This is a genomic window from Leptospira adleri (assembly GCF_002811985.1).
GTDB lineage: Bacteria > Spirochaetota > Leptospiria > Leptospirales > Leptospiraceae > Leptospira > Leptospira adleri.
The window spans coordinates 44,533-60,785 of record NZ_NPDU01000028.1; the positions used below are offsets into that span (position 1 = coordinate 44,533).

Annotated in this window: 13 protein-coding genes and 2 pseudogenes; 10 read left to right on the plus strand and 5 right to left on the minus strand. The window is 43.9% G+C overall.

All coding sequences use genetic code 11. From position 1 onward, the window contains the following. Positions 1 to 43: 43 nt before the first annotated feature. Entirely contained in the window at positions 44 to 2,392 is a 2,349-nt protein-coding gene (locus CH376_RS12260; protein ID WP_100787117.1) for an ATP-binding protein, read from the minus strand. A gap of 485 nt (positions 2,393 to 2,877) precedes the next feature. On the opposite strand from CH376_RS12260, the gene CH376_RS12265 reads away from it, so the two are divergent. From CH376_RS12265 to CH376_RS12280, 4 genes and pseudogenes are all read left to right on the plus strand, one after another. Further along, entirely contained in the window at positions 2,878 to 6,099 is a 3,222-nt protein-coding gene (locus CH376_RS12265; RefSeq protein WP_100787118.1) for an efflux RND transporter permease subunit, read from the plus strand. Between the two features lie 185 nt (positions 6,100 to 6,284). Then, positions 6,285 to 7,664: pseudogene (locus CH376_RS12270) on the plus strand (TolC family protein); the annotation flags it as partial. Between the two features lie 72 nt (positions 7,665 to 7,736). Then, entirely contained in the window at positions 7,737 to 9,497 is a 1,761-nt protein-coding gene (locus tag CH376_RS12275; protein WP_100787120.1) for an acyl-CoA dehydrogenase family protein, read from the plus strand. 53 nt (positions 9,498 to 9,550) lie between these two features. Beyond that, positions 9,551 to 10,048, plus strand: coding sequence for a hypothetical protein (locus CH376_RS12280; RefSeq protein WP_125231971.1), 498 nt, complete (start codon positions 9,551 to 9,553; stop codon positions 10,046 to 10,048). A 72-nt stretch (positions 10,049 to 10,120) separates the two neighbouring features. Here the strand turns inward: CH376_RS12280 and CH376_RS12285 are convergent, their stop codons facing one another. Together CH376_RS12285 and lfb1 are read right to left on the minus strand one after the other, a co-directional pair. Then, the gene (locus tag CH376_RS12285) at positions 10,121 to 10,576 is read right to left on the minus strand and encodes a PaaI family thioesterase (protein ID WP_100787122.1); all 456 of its coding nucleotides are present in this window, start codon (positions 10,574 to 10,576) and stop codon (positions 10,121 to 10,123) included. Between the two features lie 491 nt (positions 10,577 to 11,067). Beyond that, the gene (gene lfb1, locus CH376_RS12295) at positions 11,068 to 11,430 is read right to left on the minus strand and encodes an LIC10280 family protein (protein ID WP_100787124.1); all 363 of its coding nucleotides are present in this window, start codon (positions 11,428 to 11,430) and stop codon (positions 11,068 to 11,070) included. A 245-nt stretch (positions 11,431 to 11,675) separates the two neighbouring features. Between lfb1 and CH376_RS12300 the strand changes: the two genes are divergently transcribed. The 5 genes from CH376_RS12300 (at position 11,676) to CH376_RS12320 (ending at position 15,237) form a co-directional block, all read left to right on the plus strand. Further along, positions 11,676 to 12,713, plus strand: coding sequence for an SPFH domain-containing protein (locus CH376_RS12300; protein WP_243394801.1), 1,038 nt, complete (start codon positions 11,676 to 11,678; stop codon positions 12,711 to 12,713). After that, entirely contained in the window at positions 12,710 to 13,633 is a 924-nt protein-coding gene (locus tag CH376_RS12305) for a diacylglycerol kinase catalytic domain-containing protein (protein WP_100787126.1), read from the plus strand. The genes CH376_RS12300 and CH376_RS12305 overlap by 4 nt, the downstream gene beginning before the upstream one ends. Before the next feature lie 129 nt (positions 13,634 to 13,762). Then, on the plus strand, positions 13,763 to 14,200 hold the full coding sequence (locus CH376_RS12310) for a MarR family winged helix-turn-helix transcriptional regulator (protein WP_100787127.1): 438 nt from the start codon (positions 13,763 to 13,765) through the stop codon (positions 14,198 to 14,200). A gap of 4 nt (positions 14,201 to 14,204) precedes the next feature. Next, on the plus strand, positions 14,205 to 14,705 hold the full coding sequence (locus CH376_RS12315; RefSeq protein ID WP_100787128.1) for a RidA family protein: 501 nt from the start codon (positions 14,205 to 14,207) through the stop codon (positions 14,703 to 14,705). Positions 14,706 to 14,814: 109 nt separating this feature from the next. Further along, on the plus strand, positions 14,815 to 15,237 hold the full coding sequence (locus tag CH376_RS12320; protein ID WP_100787129.1) for a nuclear transport factor 2 family protein: 423 nt from the start codon (positions 14,815 to 14,817) through the stop codon (positions 15,235 to 15,237). Between the two features lie 287 nt (positions 15,238 to 15,524). On the opposite strand, the gene CH376_RS12325 is transcribed toward CH376_RS12320, so the two are convergent. Next, positions 15,525 to 15,788: an Ada metal-binding domain-containing protein gene (locus CH376_RS12325; protein WP_207767202.1), complete on the minus strand. Its 264-nt coding sequence runs from the start codon at positions 15,786 to 15,788 to the stop codon at positions 15,525 to 15,527. Further along, the gene (locus CH376_RS12330; RefSeq protein WP_100787130.1) at positions 15,775 to 15,978 is read right to left on the minus strand and encodes a 2OG-Fe(II) oxygenase; all 204 of its coding nucleotides are present in this window, start codon (positions 15,976 to 15,978) and stop codon (positions 15,775 to 15,777) included. The genes CH376_RS12325 and CH376_RS12330 overlap by 14 nt, the downstream gene beginning before the upstream one ends. A gap of 114 nt (positions 15,979 to 16,092) precedes the next feature. On the opposite strand from CH376_RS12330, the pseudogene CH376_RS24865 reads away from it, so the two are divergent. Further along, a pseudogene (locus CH376_RS24865) lies at positions 16,093 to 16,253 on the plus strand (IS256 family transposase); the annotation flags it as partial.

Here is a 16,253-nt window from a genome sequence, read left to right on the forward strand (position 1 = left end):
AAGCGGTTTCGAAACCGGTCTTACCGAAACAAATTCAAAAATTCTAATCTATTTTTAGAAACACTCGAAATAAGGTTCGACCGGGAACGCTGGACCATTCTATTCTTCCTTCGTTTTTGAGAAGAAGTTTTCGAACAAGATCGAGCCCGAGTCCGCTCCCTTCGCCGGCTCCTTTTGTGGTGAAGAACGGTTCGAAGATTCTATCGCCGATTTCTTCCGGTATTCCCGGTCCGTCGTCTTCGATTTCCACGACGGCTTCTTTACCGTTTTGAAAAAGTCTTACCGAAAGTTTTCCTTTGAACTGCATCGCCTGTAATGCGTTGTAGACGATATGGGTCCAGATCTGTACGATTTCTTCCTTAACGCAAAGTACGGGAGGCACTTCTCCGATATCGGCAACAAGCTCCACACCTTTTCTGATGTAGTGTTGATAGACCGTAAAAACCGTATCCAATGTTTCTTTGAGATGAACTTTTTTATAGGAAGTTTCGCCGCCGACTTCGGAATAACTTCTCAATTCGAAAAGAATCTTGGAAGCCCTGTCGACCGAAACTTGGATCGTGTCCGAGTTTCGAAAATAAATTTCTTCCAAGTAGACGTATTCCAAAAGAGTTTCCCGGTTCGGCATCTGGAAAAGCGGCCTAAAGGCTTCGTTTATACTTTCGACTCCCATGTCCGCGATCGTATCCGCGAGCGCTTCCGGTTTCGGAATTCCCCATTCTTGCAGAATTTTACTGATATTCTTTCTTCTTTTTCTGATTTCTAAACCCGCGATCCCTGCGTCTCCGTTTCTACAAGTTTCAATAAATTGAATATACAGCATTCTTTCCTCGGGCGTCGCGGAAGAAAGTATGGAATGAACCGCAGGCAGCATCGATCTCATTTTAGGAACCGATGCGAGCAACGTTTGGTTGGAGGCTTTAATGGCGCCTAACGGATTGTTGAGCTCGTGACTGATTCCGGCGGATAATTGTCCGAGGGTTGCCATTCTGACCGAATGTAAGAGTTGATTTTGTGCCTTTCTGAGATTTTCAAGAGCTTCTTCCAGATGTGTTTTTTGCGCTTCAATCAGTTCGTTTCTTTTTTTTATTTCATCGCTTTCTCTTAGAGCGGCTTGAGTGAGGATCCTTTCCTCCAGATACATCGAAAGATCCTCGCGCATCTTGTCCATCGCACTCAAAAGCGCGCCGATCTCGTCCTCCCTTGGATAATATGCCCTCGCGGACAGATTTCCTTTTGCGATCTCTTCGGAATAGGAAATCGCTTTTGAAAGTCCGCGCAAGACGTAACGATCGAAAGAGAACCTAAGCGCAAGCAGAATTATACTGAGTATCGCCAGGGTTGAAACGAGGGAGATGATCCAAAGATAAATTAAATCCCCATAATATAATGAATCTGGAATGGAGACTCTGACGGCCCAAGGTTTCGGGGAATCTCCGAGTAATACGGGGTAGTAATAGTGGGTAAAATTTTCTTTGGATTCCAGGAAAGGTTTACCCGAGGCGATCCCTCGGGTGATTCTTTTTCTTTCGAGATCGTCGTCGATCAGCATTCCTACCGTTTCCGGATTTTTCCCGTTTGCAGCAAAGGAGCCTTCCGGAGATAAGAAGGCGAGGTAACCTTGGTTTCTAAACGGTCGAATCGAACCAATTTTTGTCTGCATTCTTTCGATGGTTACGTCGACTCCCACAACTCCCGAAAATTTTGAATTTCTGAATACGGGAGCGACGATGGAAACCATAAGCGTTGGTTTTCCGGAGACGATATAACTGGTAGGTTCTGTTAAAAATTCCTTTTTTGTGTTTCTAGGAACCGAGTAATAAAGTCCTTTCGGACCTACGTCTTCGTAATTTACACAATTCTCATATACTAATTTTTCTTCGTCGATTGCGCGGTTTATGTAGGGAACGAATCTGCCGGAGGAGTCGTGCCCCTTTGTGTTTTTGTATTGAGAATCCAGTCCGTCGAACGCCTGAGGTTCGAACACGGCCCAAACACCGAAGTAGTCCGGTTGTATGTGCAGGAATTTTGCGAACGCCGATACGAATGCGACGCGATTCGGTCTTGTTTCCTCCAAAACCGCCTTGAAACTTCGGACGGCGCCCAAGCCTACATTCAAAAATTGTGATATTTCTCTCGTGTATTTTTCGGAAGCTAGTCGGGCTCCCGATTCGGCTTCCTGTTTTAATCTTTGATAAGCGACAATGGAATTGATAGTCGTGACCAAAATCGCGCCGACAAATAAGAGAACGGAAAGGATGATAGAAATTCGAGTCCGTATGCTTAACTTTTGTTTTTTGTCGATAAGTTTACTTTTAAAAAAACCGGAAGTCGGATCTCCACCCCGAACGTTTTCAAATGGATCATTGAAAAGAATATCGTTCTTTTTCATAAAGGGGACGAGCTTTGTTCGCCTTTTAGGAGAAGGCGAAGACGTCGGCTGCAAATTATTAGACTAAATCTTTGAATTGAAAGAAGTTTACTATTTATTAAGTAAATATTTTTCACATTTTGTGAACGCCGTTTAACTTAGAACCGCGAGACGGGGTAAAGAATATTCGAGAAGAAATGGATCTCGCGCAAAAAAAAAGAAATGTGACGATCGAACGATTTTAAAGTAAATATGTATTTTATATTTATAGTTTGTGTAATAATCTGTGGAATGAGGAGGATCTTGTTCTCCAATTGGGTTAGAAATGTTTAAAATTTAGGATCCTGCGCCTAAAAGTACGGTCGAACAAATATCCCAAAGGACGGTTTTTCGCATCGCTTGGATGGATTCGATTCTTCCATAGAAGCCGCCCAATAAACAAAAGTTTTAGATTGGAGTTCGTTTCAAGATCATCTCTTTGGACGAACTCAAGAAAGAGGTTCTACTTGCTTTCCGAAGTATCGATACGCAACCCGATTTTCTCTTGGATGATGATGGCCGCGATCATTCTTTTTGGATCGATCGGATTTTCAAGAATGGGTTTGTCTCAAATGCCGGACGTGGACTTTCCGGTGGTCAACGTTTCTTTAACGCTCGTCGGCGCGAACGCTCCCGTGATGGAAACCGACGTCGTTGATCCGATCGAAGAAGCTCTTATGGCGGTGGAAGGAGTCACCGAAGTTCGATCCATTTCTTCCGATGGTTCCGCGACGATCACCGTCGAGCTGGAACTCAGCAGAGACGTCGACGTTGCAGTTCAGGAGATCCAGACGAAGTTGGCTCAGGTCTCGAACAAACTTCCCGAAGAATTGGATCCCGCCGTGATCACAAAATCGAATCCGGACGATACGCCGATTATCTGGGTTTCGTTGACAGCAGTCGATAAGACCGAGCAGGAGAAGATGCTCTTCGTGAAGGATTTTCTGAAGGATAAGTTTCAGAAAATATCCGGAGTGGGCGAGATCATCTTGGGAGGATATGTCGATCGTACGATCAACGTTTATCTGGATCCTGCCAAACTTTCCAGAAGCGAAATCGCGGTGGACGATATCGTCAATACTCTCAAGGAACAAAACTTAGAAGTTCCCTCCGGAAAACTGGAAAATAGAACGAGTGAAATCAGTCTTCGCGCGGTTGGAGAGGTTCCAACCGCCGATCAGTTCGGCGGAATCTTATTAAATTCCAGAAGCGGCTCTCCTTTGTTCAGATCGATCCGATTAAAAGACATCGCGATCGTAGAAGACGGGTTAGGCGAAGTAAGAAGAATTTCTAGATTTAACGGAATATCCGCGGTAGGAATCGGTATCAAAAAACTCAAAGGCGCCAATGCGGTTCAAGTCGGCGATCTTGTAAAAGCGAAAGTGAAAGAATTAAAACCGAGACTGCCGAAAGGTTACGATCTTACTGTTTCCAACGATAACACCGGTTATATCCGAGACAGCGTAAACGAGTTGGAATTTACCCTTATCTTCTCCGCGATTCTGACCGGATTTGTCTGTAGACTCTTTTTAGGAAATTGGAAGAGTACCGGAAACGTACTTCTTGCGATTCCGACTTCCGTGATCGGAACGTTTTTATTCTTATATTTCGCCGGGTTTACGATCAATACGTTTACGATGCTCGGTCTTTCTTTGGCTACGGGAATCGTCGTCGACGACGCGATCATGGTATTGGAAAATATTACGCGACATCGCGAGATGGGAAAATCCTGGTTCGCGGCTTCTTTGGAAGGAGCGTCCGAAATCCGTTTTGCCGCGTTGGCCGCCACGTTAGCCGTCGTTGCCATTTTTCTGCCGGTCGCTTTTATGAAAGGAATCATCGGAAGATACTTTTTGGAATTCGGCGTCACGATTTCCGTCGCGGTTCTCCTTTCTCTTTTTGAAGCGTTGAGTTTTACTCCGATGCGTTCTTCGTTGTATTCGGAGGATAAGAAGAATCAGGAATCGAAATTTTCCCGTTATAATCCTTTTTCGCTCAACGCGAAGGAGAAATGGAATCTCTGGATCGATCGGATTTCTTTTTTTAAGAAAATGGATCCTCAGATAGAAAGATTTCTAGAATACGGCGCAAAACTTTATTCCAGATCCATCGACTTCGTATTAAAGCATCCCAAGACGATCGTCTACGGATCGACCGCTCTGTTTTTGGTTTCTCTCGGTTTTTTCTTTCTGTTGAAAAAAGAATTCATTCCTCCTCAGGATATGGGCCGTTTCATCATCCGGGCGCGTCTGCCTTTGGGTTCTTCTTTGCAAAGAACGGACGATGCGATGAGAAAGGTGGAACAGTATCTGATCGGAAGAAAAGAGATCGAAAAATACATGTCCAATATCGGAGGTTTCGGAGGAACTGAATCCAACACGGGAATGTTCTTTGTCACGATGAAAGAGATGGGACATCGCCCGAAAAATCCTAAGACCGGAAAGGAAATCACACAATCCGCTTTGTTTGGAATTCTTAGAAAAGATCTGAAAGAACTCGTTCCGGAGGCGACGTTTTCCGTTCAGGATCTTTCTCAGAGGGGATTTTCGGCGGGAAGAGGTTATCCCGTCGAACTCGTGTTAACCGGACCGGACTGGCAGAAGTTGTCCGCCTATTCGGTTCAGATTCTTGAAAGATTAAAGGAAAGCAAAGCAGTCCTCGACGTCGATACGGACTACGTCGCCGGACAAAAGGAACTCAGACTCGTTACCAATCGGGAAGCCGCCGCTCTCCGCGGAGTCAGTATGGCGAACGTCGGAAACACGATAGGAACGTTGATGGGCGGAAAGAACGTTAGTCGCTTTACCGAAAACGGAAGAAGTTACGATGTAAGAGTTAAGATTCAAAAGGACAAAGGAGAATCGGCTTCGGTCATCTCCGATATCGGAGTTCGAAATACGTTCGGAGAGTTCGTAAAATTGAGGGAAGTATTGAGCGTCCAGGAAAAGGAAGCGTTGAAAACGATCACCCGTATCAATCGAGAAAGGGCGATTCGTGTTTTCGGAAACCCGGCTCCTGCACTCGGTCAAACCGCTTCCACAGAGAAAGCTCTTCAGATCGCGAAGGAAATTCTTCCGGACGGTTATAGCGTTTCAGTGACCGGCTCCGCGAAAACGGCGAAAGAATCCGGGAACAGTCTGACGCTCGCGCTTCTTTTCGGTATTCTTCTTTCGTATATGATTCTCGCGAGCCAGTTTAACAGTCTAAAACAGCCGCTCTATATTCTTCTTGCGATGCCTTTCAGTTTTACGGGTGCGTTAGTCGCTCTTTATCTATTCGGCCAGTCGTTCAATATGTACAGCTTTATAGGACTCATTCTTCTTTTAGGTTTGGTAAAGAAGAATTCGATTCTGCTCGTCGAGTTTGTGAATCACGTTCGTTCGGAAGGGAAGGATATCAAAGAGGCGATCAAGGAAGGATGTCCGATCCGTTTAAGACCGGTGCTCATGACTTCCTTTTGTTCGATCGCCGCGGCGATACCTCCTGCCTTGGCCCTCGGACCCGGAGCCGAAACTCGGATTCCGATGGCGGTTACGATTTTGGGAGGGATGACTCTTTCCACTCTCATTACGTTGCTCGTCGTTCCCGCGGCCTACTACTTGGGCGAGAAAGAAAAGGAAAAGAATCCGGAGGAGAACACGATCCTTTTTCCGGAACCGGCGATTAAAAACAAAAAATCAAAAAGATGATTCTAAGAAATATTATAAAAAAAGAATATATTATGCCTTTTTCCGTTTTTGTTCGAAACGTCGCCTTTGCGACGTTTTGTTTTTCACGGAATTCCTCCGAGGTCCGATCGAATTCTAACTCGGAAGTTCGCGGAAAATTTTATCTCCTTTCGATGATTCTTCTTCTATCGTTTTTATTTGCGGATTGCACGGACGATTCCGCGATTCGCGCGAACGACGGAGTCGTGGAACCTCGACTGGAAGAAGTAAGCGGGGTCACCACCGAAAAGATTCGAAAGATTACGCCCGAACAGGAATTGAGCATAGAAGAATTGTACGCCTTTGCCGTGGAGAGAACGGAAAGAATCGCGCTCAAAGAAGAAGCGATTCAACAGGCCGATTCTCAAAAGATGGCGGCCTTTGCCTCTTTCTTTCCTTCGTTGTCTTTGGTTTATAATAAATTCTACAGAGTTCCCGGGCCGAATCACCAATTCAATCCGTATTATACCGAACCGAGTCCTTACAGTGGGTCCTCTTCCAGCAGTTTGCCGCCCACGGTCGGACCCGGAACGAGGCTTCTGCTTTCGGTTCCTATCTTAAACGGAGTGAGTCAATACACAACATACAAAGCTGCGGGCGCTCTTACTAAGGTGAGAATGAACGAAGCGCGATACGAATCCGGAAGACTGTATCTTGAGATTGCACAAGCATATTATAATGTTCTACAGTTGAAGGACGTCATTCAGTTGGAGGAGAAAAAGACGGATCTCGTCCGAAAAACCATTCAGGAAAGAAGGCGGCTTTTTTCCTTGGGAAGAATCACTCGAGGAGATCTGAGCGGGTCCGAAGCGGATTTTTCTAGGTCCGAAGCCTCCTTGGAAGATTTTCGATATCAGCTTAAACAAAGCGAGATGGCGTTGGAAAGTTTAGTCGGCGCGGGAGAAGGCGGATTGCGACTCGCTATTCCAAAGGAAGCAATCCCTATTCCGCAGAATCTTCTTCCCGAGGAAAGAATCGCAAAACGATACGACGTCATCGCGGCAAAAGAAAATTTGAAAATGGCCGAACTCAATCTTACAAAGGCATGGGGGGGACACCTTCCGTCCGTCACGTTGAACAACTATTATACGATCCCGGAACACAATACGACTCCGAATAAGGACATAACGATGCAGCTTTCAATCAACGTTCCTCTTTTATCCGCAGGTACGATCACAGCGGGAGTCAAACAAGCGGAGTCGGCCGTCAGACAGGCGGAATTGCAGTTGTCTCAAGCGAAAAGAATCGCCGTAGACGAGATTCGAAAGGCTTATGAAAGTTCTTTGAATTCTTCGCGGCTTCTGAACTTATATTCAAAGGCTCGAAATTCCGCGGAAGCAAATCTGAGCAGTCATAGAAGAGGGTTTAGTTTCAAATCGACTTCTCGTCTTGAGTTGCTCGTTTCGGAAACTTCCTTTTTGGATTCCGAAATCGCTTATCGAAAGGCTTATTATCAACATTCTCTCAATACGATTTGGTACGGAGTTGCGATCGGTGAACTGCCGAAATTAAAAAAAACTAGAGAAGAGGATAAGACCGGGGGTTAGTTTCGTTTGTACGCTTGACATCTCTTCTCAATGGTTTTAACTATTGAGCATATTCGAGAGGTAAGAACCCCCATGATTATCAGTAATTACTTTCAGGACAACGAAGATCTCAAACTCGTATTTGATGAGTTGATCGACTGGAATGAAATTGTCCACGCATTCGAACACAAATTCGAAGACGCAGAAGAATACAAAAAGACCGGAAATGAACGATTGGCGTACGCTCCCTCCAGCATCGAGGAAGCTAAAGAATACTATAAGTCCGTCTTGGACTCCTTAGGCGAAATTATGGGAGAATTTGTGGCTCCCCGAAGTAAGGAAATGGATCAGATCGGACTCAAATACGAGAACGGCAAAGTGACGTTTCCGAAAGCGCAGGAAGAATGTTATAAAACTCTGAGAGACGCCGGCTTGATGCCGATTTCCATCAGCAGAAAATACGGTGGAATGGGACTTCCCGCTACGGTTCAATCCTTTATGTGCGAAATTTCCGCCCGCGCAGACGCCGCGTTCTGTCTTGCATACGGAAACATCAACATCGTAGAAATTATGGAACGTTATGCGTCACCGGACATGTGCGAAAAATGGATTCCGGAAATAGCGGCCGGAAAATACAGCGCGGCCATGGCGTTGACCGAACCGAACTACGGATCCGATCTTCCGAACGTGCAGACTAAGGCCGTCCAAGATTCAAACGGAGTCTGGAGAATCACCGGGGCAAAACGTTTTATCACGCACGCCTGCGGATACGTCGACGCTCCTTCCGTAATTCTTACGTTAGCCAGAACCGGAACGCCGGAAAGCGGTGCGAGAGGACTTTCCTTTTTCCTGGTGAAAGGAAGCGACGTGCATGTCGCCGGAGTGGAACACAAGATGGGGCTTCATTGTTCTCCGACTTGCGAAGTCGTGTTCGAAAATTCCCCCGGTGAATTGATCGGTAAAACCGGATACGGTCTTGTGAAGTATTCTATGGGAATGATGAACGCGGCAAGACTTACGATCGCAACTCAGTCTTTAGGAATTGCGAGCGCCGCTTACTTCGAAGCCAAAAAATACGCTTCGGAAAGAATTCAATTCGGAAAGCCGATCGAACAAATTCCCGCGGTAAAAAAAATGTTGGATCGAATGGAAAGAGAAGTGTTGGCGACGAGAGTTCTCATCGCGGAAACCGGAAAGGCGATCGATCTCTATCACTGGCCTAAGGAGCATTTGATCAAGATCGAAGGTAAGACGGAAAGAGACGCCAATCAAGACGAGACAATTCGCCGATGGGAAAAACTCGCGGACCTTTTTACTCCTCTCAGTAAATACTACGCTTCCGAAGGATGTGTTTCCATCGCATCCGACGCGCTTCAGATTCACGGAGGAAGCGGTTACACCGAAGATTACGACGTGGCAAGAATCTACAGAGACAGTAGAATCACGACTATCTACGAAGGAACCACACAACTTCAAGTAGTAGCCGCGATCGGAGGCGTCGTATCGGGTATGTCTCCGAGCGGACATCTCAGACAATACGGCGAAGCGGAACTCGCGAAGTTCAAAGCATCGGACGATCTCAAAAAAGTTTGGAACGGTTTGGAAAACGCGGTCCTCGCTTACAAATCGATTCAAGACGGAAACGTAAAAGATTCTCTTGCGTTCGAAGTCGTCGAAATCGCTGCGAGATTTATCTGCGGAATGCTTTTAGAGAGATCTTTGAAAGTATTAAACGGAAAAGAACTCGATAAGAGAAAAACGATTTCTCAAGCGTATAATTTGGACAGTCTTGCGACCGCAAACGCGAATCTATTCAAGTTGGAAAGAGCTTCTAAACAAGCCGTTCCCGCCTAACACAAAAAGCCTCCGTCGAGTTGAAGTTCGGCTCGACGGAGATCTCGAAAAAAATGAAATTCTTATTTTATACAAACGTCTTCGTAGCGTTGATTTTATTTTCGGAAATTCTTTTCGCAGGAATCCAGGCTCCTCCGATTGAGAGAAAGCCGAAAAACAAAGATCAAATCAAAAGAATCTGCTGTTGTCAGATCGAAAAACAATACGAGGATTCGGTTGTTTTGGAAAGTATCTGTTTAGAACGGGATCGAACCGTGGTAAATTTCAGATATCTCTTTTCTAATACGATTTGTTCTTACGGGGATCGGTTGGAAATGAGAGATTCCAATTCAAATCGATATCGGTCTTTGGGGATGAATCAAATTCAGGAATGCCCAAAGCTGTCTAACGTTCCGAAAGGACATCGTTTTCAGTGGTATTTTGAACCTATGGAAGGTAAGCCGGAATTTGTCGATATAACGGAGGATCTAAACGCGGATCCTTTGACTCCCAATTGGAGATGGTGGCATTGGGAAAAAATAAATATGGCTCAGTGTCATTCGAAGCAGTAAAAGAAACCGTTATCAAAATCCTTTTCGATCTTTTGTTTACGTTCGATTCGATGCTTTGAGTTGAACATTTTCTCATTCGCCGCTGTACTGACTTCCGACGACCGCCAAAGTAACCGTTGCTTTCGCGACGTGTTTTTCCCGATTTTTATGGAGCGCGTAAACGTCAGAATCTACAACGATCACCGTGGCTCCGTGATAAAAGACCTTAGCTTCGCATCTAAGTCGGTTTCCGATTCCGGGTCTCAAAAGATTGATCTTAAATTCTAAAGTTAATACGACTTGTTTTTCTCCGACCAATGTTCCTGCGGCTCCTCCGGCGGAATGATCCGCAAGAGTGGAGATTACGCCCGCGTGAACGTAACCGTTTTGTTGGAGGTGTTTATCTTTGACGTCTACAAACGTTCTGACTTCGCCTAACGCAATCGATTCGATCTGGATTTCCAGAAGATTTATAAAATTTGCCCGATGAAAAATTTTACGGATCCGATTTTCGTATTCGGGATCTTTTGATTTGAATTCTTTACCCATGGAAACTAAGAATGAGCGAACGAAAGTAAAAAATCAAATGAATTTCACCGGAAATCAAATCTTTGTGAAAAGCCTCGTTTGATTCTTCCTGAAATTCGATTTAAATAAGAACCTGTCCCAAAACTGAGACAGAACCTTGCAGCTTGATCTTTCCGACAAAATAAAATAAGGTTTTGGGATGCGCTGTAAATCGAAATGTCGAGTTTCAAATTTTTATCTTTGTCTCGATTGAAATTTTAAAAAGTAAAATTCTTTTTCGTTTCAGGAGTCTTTTTTTCGGCCGATTTTATCGGCGAATCGCCGACTGCTTTGGTGTTCTTAGAAAGGAGGTTCGATTTTAAGATTCGGATCGTTTTAAAGGACGTATTATCCGAATGGGAAAAAGGAATCAAAGAAGAATCGAATTGGATTCTAAAAATAAAGGCCGGAGAAATCATCGCAGACGGACCGAAATATTTCGATCGATCTGCAATAAGAATATTCGTATATTATTATTTTCTCAAAGTCTCCGTGGCGCTTCCTCCGGCCCAAGTTCCTTCCAGAAGGCGTCCGCCATTCTTAACTTCGTAGATCACCGGGTCGTTTTGTCCCCAATCGACGGTAAGAGTGCTTCCGTCCAAAGAACCGGTTCCCGTAAAAGATTGTCCGGCTACGGTCCATGTAAAAAGATATTCCCCGTTAGATTGAGTGATCGTGACCGAACCTCCGTAAGAAGAGCCGTCAGGGTTCGTTCCGGCGACTCTATACTTGCCGCCGATGGAAGACGGGTTGATTTGACCGATTTGCGCGCTCGCACTTGAGATAAATCCGAACACGAAAGCAACGATGAAAAGCCTTGAAATGATTCGAAACATTTTCGTTTTTCTCCTTGAAGCTAAAAGAGTAAAATACTCTGTTTGGAAATTTTAAAAAGTCAATAAATTATTCAAAAAAATAAAAAGACTTCTTTCGATTTTCCGTTCGGAATCAGAAGAATCTTTGCAAATTCCGGAATTTGATCGTTTCGTTTTTACAAAATGATTTGATAAGATTCTCGCCTCGTGAATGATGCGAACCGGTTCGTTTTTTTGAGCGAGCCGAAAACGGATGCGGCGAGGGGATGAGCGTAAAAGTTATGTTTGGAATGAACTACATACAATTTGATTCGATGACTCATGTGATTCTTTATAAAAACGGAAAGGTCTCGAAAGAAGGAAGAGGACTTTCTTTTTTCTACTTTGCTCCAACGAGTTCGATCTCGGCGATTCCTCTCGGAAGTAACGATTTGCCGTTTATCTTTAGCGAATCGACAAACGACTATCAGACGGTTTCGATTCAGGGACAAATCACTTATAAAATTTCGAATCCGAAAGCCTTGTCAGAGCTCTTGGATTTTACGGTCGATTCAAAAGGAACTTACAAAAAGAATGAAATCGAAAAGCTCAATCAGAGAATCATCAACTACGCTCAAACTTCCACGTCTTCTTATATTCACGGAATCGGTTTAAAGGATTCGATTCGGTCCGCGAAGACGATTGAAACTCAGATTCTTCAAGGACTTCAATCTTCACCCGCGATTTCCACTTTGGGAATCGAAATTCTTAACGTTAATATTCTTGCGATCCGGCCCAACCCGGAGATGGAACGGGCTCTTGAGACGGAGACGAGAGAAAAGTTGCAGCAGGAAGCGGATCAGGCGATTTACGAAAGAAGAAATTTCGCAGTGGAACAAGAACGTAAGATCAAGGAAAGCGAATTGAATACGGAGATCGCTGTCGAAGAAAAGAAAAAACAAATCTCCGAAAAACAAATGGAAGCCAAGATCATGGAAGCGGATAACAAACGGAAACTCCGCGAAATGCAGATCCAAGCCGATATCGCAGTGGAAGAACAAAGAAAAAAATTCATCGATACTAAAACCGCAAATCAAAGAAAGGAAGCCGAGGCCCAGGGATTCGTAACGGAAACCACTTTGAAACCGTTTAGGGATATCGATTGGAGAACGTTAGTCGCCTTGAATAACAATCCGGATCCCCGATTCAACATTTCGCTCGCGTTTAGGCAACTCGCTGAAAACGCGGAAAAGATCGGAAGTCTTAATATAAGTCCCGATCTTTTGGAAAATCTTCTTCAGGAGAAAAAAGATTCTAAAAAATGAGTGTCGAGTATGCGATCATCGTAAAGAACAAAACTAGACTGGAAACTCTTGTCGAAAGATTCAATACGAAACAGCAGGCGAAGTTTTACATAGAAAGGCTGGGCGGAAAGTTCGAGGAATACGAAATTGAACACGAAGTCTTTCATCGATCTCTGGATACGATTCAAAAAATATTATCTAAGACGATCAAATATAAAATCGTAGAAAGGGTTTTCGTTTCTTCCTTTCTTTTTTCGGAGAAGAATCTAATCGTGACCGTCGGTCAGGACGGCCTCGTCGCAAATACCGCCAAATATTCCAAAGGTGTTCCCATCGTAGCGGTAAATCCAGACTCCGAAAGATACGACGGAGTGTTGCTCCCTTTTGATTCGCATAATTTTATTTCCGGAGTTGAAGACGTAATCGGAGGCGACTATTCGTCGAAGACCGTGCGTTTTGCGGAAGCGAAACTCAACAACGGACAAAGACTGCTCGCGTTCAACGATCTTTTTATCGGACCTTCTTCTCATACATCCGCTCGTTATAAGATTTCTTACGATCAAAATTCGGAAGAGCAGTCTTCCAGCGGGATCATCGTTTCCACTCCGGCCGGAAGTACAGGCTGGCTCAGTTCTATATTCAATATGGCTTATGGAGTTGCGGGAGTTTTTGAAAAGGAATTAACCCTAAAACGGCCCGCTCTCAAGGAAGACCAGCTCCTGTTCGCGGTTCGAGAACCTTTTCAAAGCGTTCGAACCCAAATCGGAATCGCCGCAGGAGTTCTTACGAATCAGTTTCCGTTGACGGTGGAATCTTTGATGCCCTCCGGGGGAGTCATCTTTAGCGACGGTATCGAATCGGATTATCTGAAATTCAACTCGGGAATGATCGCAACGATCGGGGTTTCGAAAGAGAATGCAAAGTTGGTTCTGAAAAGCTGATCGGTTAAAGTGGAATTCTTGAGAAAGCAAGAATTATTGTTTTAAAACGGTAAGATTAAATTTAATGGAATCGAATAAAAGTTTAAAAAATAGTTGCCATAGTAACTAATAAATACTTTCATTTCGTATATGGTTTCGATAAAAGAAGCGTATGGATTCCTGATTGTCCGGTCCAATCGTCTCTTCCGGTTGCACTTTCAAAGGTTTTGTCAGCGAAACGGCATAGATATCAGTCAGGAACAGTGGTTTTTGTTAAATAAAATCGCGCAAAGTGAAGGATTGACTCAAGGCGATTTGACCGACGATCTTTTCGGAGACAAGCCGAACATCTCTCGTATGGTCGAGAAGATGGAACAGAAAGGTTGGATAAAACGGTTAAACGATAATTCTGATAATCGGATTTTACGTCTTTATCTTACTAAAAAGGGAAACACGACTCACGAAAGGATGATGGATATCGTCGGAAAGGAGCGAAGTAAAATATACGCGGGTTTGAGCTCTAAGGACTTTAAAGAATTTGAAAGAATCATCGGACTTTTGGAAAAGAATCTCCTCGCAAATTTATAATTTTATGTTTTTATATAGAATCAAAAAGATATTTAAGAATCGATTTCTCTTTTGGATGATTCCGTTCGGCTCTTACGTTTTCGGTTGTGCTTTTGTTAATATCACCAATCGAACAATCCGTTCGCCGGAAGTTTACAACACGTCTGAATACGGGTTTTCTCAGGGGATCGTTACTTCTGCGCCTAGGACGATTTACTTTTCGGGTATAGTTGGCTGGGACCAAAAAAGACGTCTCCGTGAGCCGAACGATTTTGAAGCGCAGACGATTCAAATTTTCGAGAATCTAAAACGATTGCTCGAATCGGAGAACGCAACCTTGAATGACGTTCTTCGTCTGGAGGTTTTTATCGTGGCGATCGATCCGACGAAGCTCAAAACTTACTCAAGGATCGTAAGTGAGATTTTTGATTCAGGACATAAGCCGGCCTCTACGGTAGTCGGGGTTCAGGCGCTGGCTAGGGAAGAATTGACGATCGAAATACAGGCGACTGCTACGGCGCGATGATTTTTTATTAAAAATAGTTGCTATGGTAACTATTTGACTTAGGAATTGGTAATCTTTTTTAAATAGTTGCTATGGCAACATATTGGTTAAGATTTTAGAAGGAGAATGTATGAGGTTAATCAAATTTTTAACGACCGTTTTTATGACGACGGCGCTTTTTGCGAATAACGAGGAGACGTCTTTAAAAAAACTAATCCATGAATTCGTAAAAGCGGGCGACGAGAGGAATACGGATAAGTTGGAGAACGTTTTGCATAAGGACTTTCGGCTTTATGCTTTCGTCGGAAACGCGAGTCAACCTTGGGAGATGAATCGGGAAAGTTATCTCGGGGCTCTAAAAGAAGGAAAAATCGGAGGAAATCCCAGAACGCTTAGTTTAACTTCCTTAAAGAGCGAAGGAAATCTTGCGTATGCAACGCTCGTTATGAAATCGAGCGAAATGAGCTTTGTGGTCAATCAGCAATGGATCAAAACCGAATCCGGCTGGAGACTTTTGCAGGATTTGGCGAACGCTCAAGTCTTGAAAAAATAACGAACCGGTTGGAAGGCTGAATTTTGGTCGGGGTCGAAAGAAATCAAAGGCCCCGATATTTTATAATTATATTATAAGAACCTGTCCCAAAACTGGGACAGAACCTTGCAGCCTGATCTTTCCGACAAAATAAAATAAGGTTTTGGGACGCGCTGTAAATAAAATCATTATATATCCGTAAGTCGTTTTTTGAATTTTAAATTTCCGAAAAACAACTCCGAGATTATTTTTGGATCGAATAAGGGCGGATTTAGATTTTCCTTTTCTGTTCGTAAATCATTCCTTGACTAAGCCGATTGATTTTTCCAGATGTTATATTCTTCTTTCATACAATGTCCGCAGGGTCTGAAACCGTTTTCTTCCGCATTTTGTTTTGAAAAGAAAAAAACCCGATTCTCCTTTTTCATTTTTTTTCCGGAGCTACAATTCAATTTTCCATAAATTCTCAATCGTAGATTTCCTCCGAATCGAATATTACGATTTCGGATTTCCTTTTTTAGCTTTTTTTCATCGATTTCGATATGAAGAATCATTTTATCAACTTGTTGCATCGTGAAAAATGATTCCCAGAGTATGGCGTTCTCCGGATAAAATTTCGCTCACTCCGTGTTTCATCTGCGCGCGATAGTAACCCTTGGCGCCTTGGATCGGTCTGAAATTCGTAGTAAAGAGGATCATGTCTCCCTGTTTCGGTTTTAACACGGTCACTTTGGATTGGGTTCTCGGAGTGGATTGTGTCATTACAAATTCTCCGGATAACGTCCTAAAATTTTCGCAGATTTAAGAATGAATGAGAAGGCTCTCCTTGCCGATTGAGTTTGTAGCGATCAAATTCAAAAAAAGGAGAACCCCCCAATGAGGGCAGAAGAAGAAAAAGCGCACCTGAAAGTAATCCAGGTGGATGAGACCCAGCTCAAGAAAGACTTGAGCGAACTCGTAAGAGGCTCAGTGGAAGAAACGCTGAACGCTCTCTTAGATGAGGAAGCGGATAAACTCTGCAAAGCCTCAAGGTATGA

Excerpts from the sequence above, each read along its gene's own strand:
- CH376_RS12260 (WP_100787117.1), bottom strand. The coding sequence starts at position 2,392 with ATGAAAAAGAACGATATTCTTTTCAATGATCCATTTGAAAACGTTCGG.
- CH376_RS12275 (WP_100787120.1), top strand. The coding sequence starts at position 7,737 with ATGATTATCAGTAATTACTTTCAGGACAACGAAGATCTCAAACTCGTA.
- CH376_RS12280 (WP_125231971.1), top strand. The coding sequence starts at position 9,551 with ATGAAATTCTTATTTTATACAAACGTCTTCGTAGCGTTGATTTTATTT.
- CH376_RS12285 (WP_100787122.1), bottom strand. The coding sequence starts at position 10,576 with ATGGGTAAAGAATTCAAATCAAAAGATCCCGAATACGAAAATCGGATC.
- lfb1 (WP_100787124.1), bottom strand. The coding sequence starts at position 11,430 with ATGTTTCGAATCATTTCAAGGCTTTTCATCGTTGCTTTCGTGTTCGGA.
- CH376_RS12300 (WP_243394801.1), top strand. The coding sequence starts at position 11,676 with ATGAGCGTAAAAGTTATGTTTGGAATGAACTACATACAATTTGATTCG.
- CH376_RS12305 (WP_100787126.1), top strand. The coding sequence starts at position 12,710 with ATGAGTGTCGAGTATGCGATCATCGTAAAGAACAAAACTAGACTGGAA.
- CH376_RS12310 (WP_100787127.1), top strand. The coding sequence starts at position 13,763 with ATGGTTTCGATAAAAGAAGCGTATGGATTCCTGATTGTCCGGTCCAAT.
- CH376_RS12315 (WP_100787128.1), top strand. The coding sequence starts at position 14,205 with ATGTTTTTATATAGAATCAAAAAGATATTTAAGAATCGATTTCTCTTT.
- CH376_RS12320 (WP_100787129.1), top strand. The coding sequence starts at position 14,815 with ATGAGGTTAATCAAATTTTTAACGACCGTTTTTATGACGACGGCGCTT.
- CH376_RS12325 (WP_207767202.1), bottom strand. The coding sequence starts at position 15,788 with ATGCAACAAGTTGATAAAATGATTCTTCATATCGAAATCGATGAAAAA.
- CH376_RS12330 (WP_100787130.1), bottom strand. The coding sequence starts at position 15,978 with ATGACACAATCCACTCCGAGAACCCAATCCAAAGTGACCGTGTTAAAA.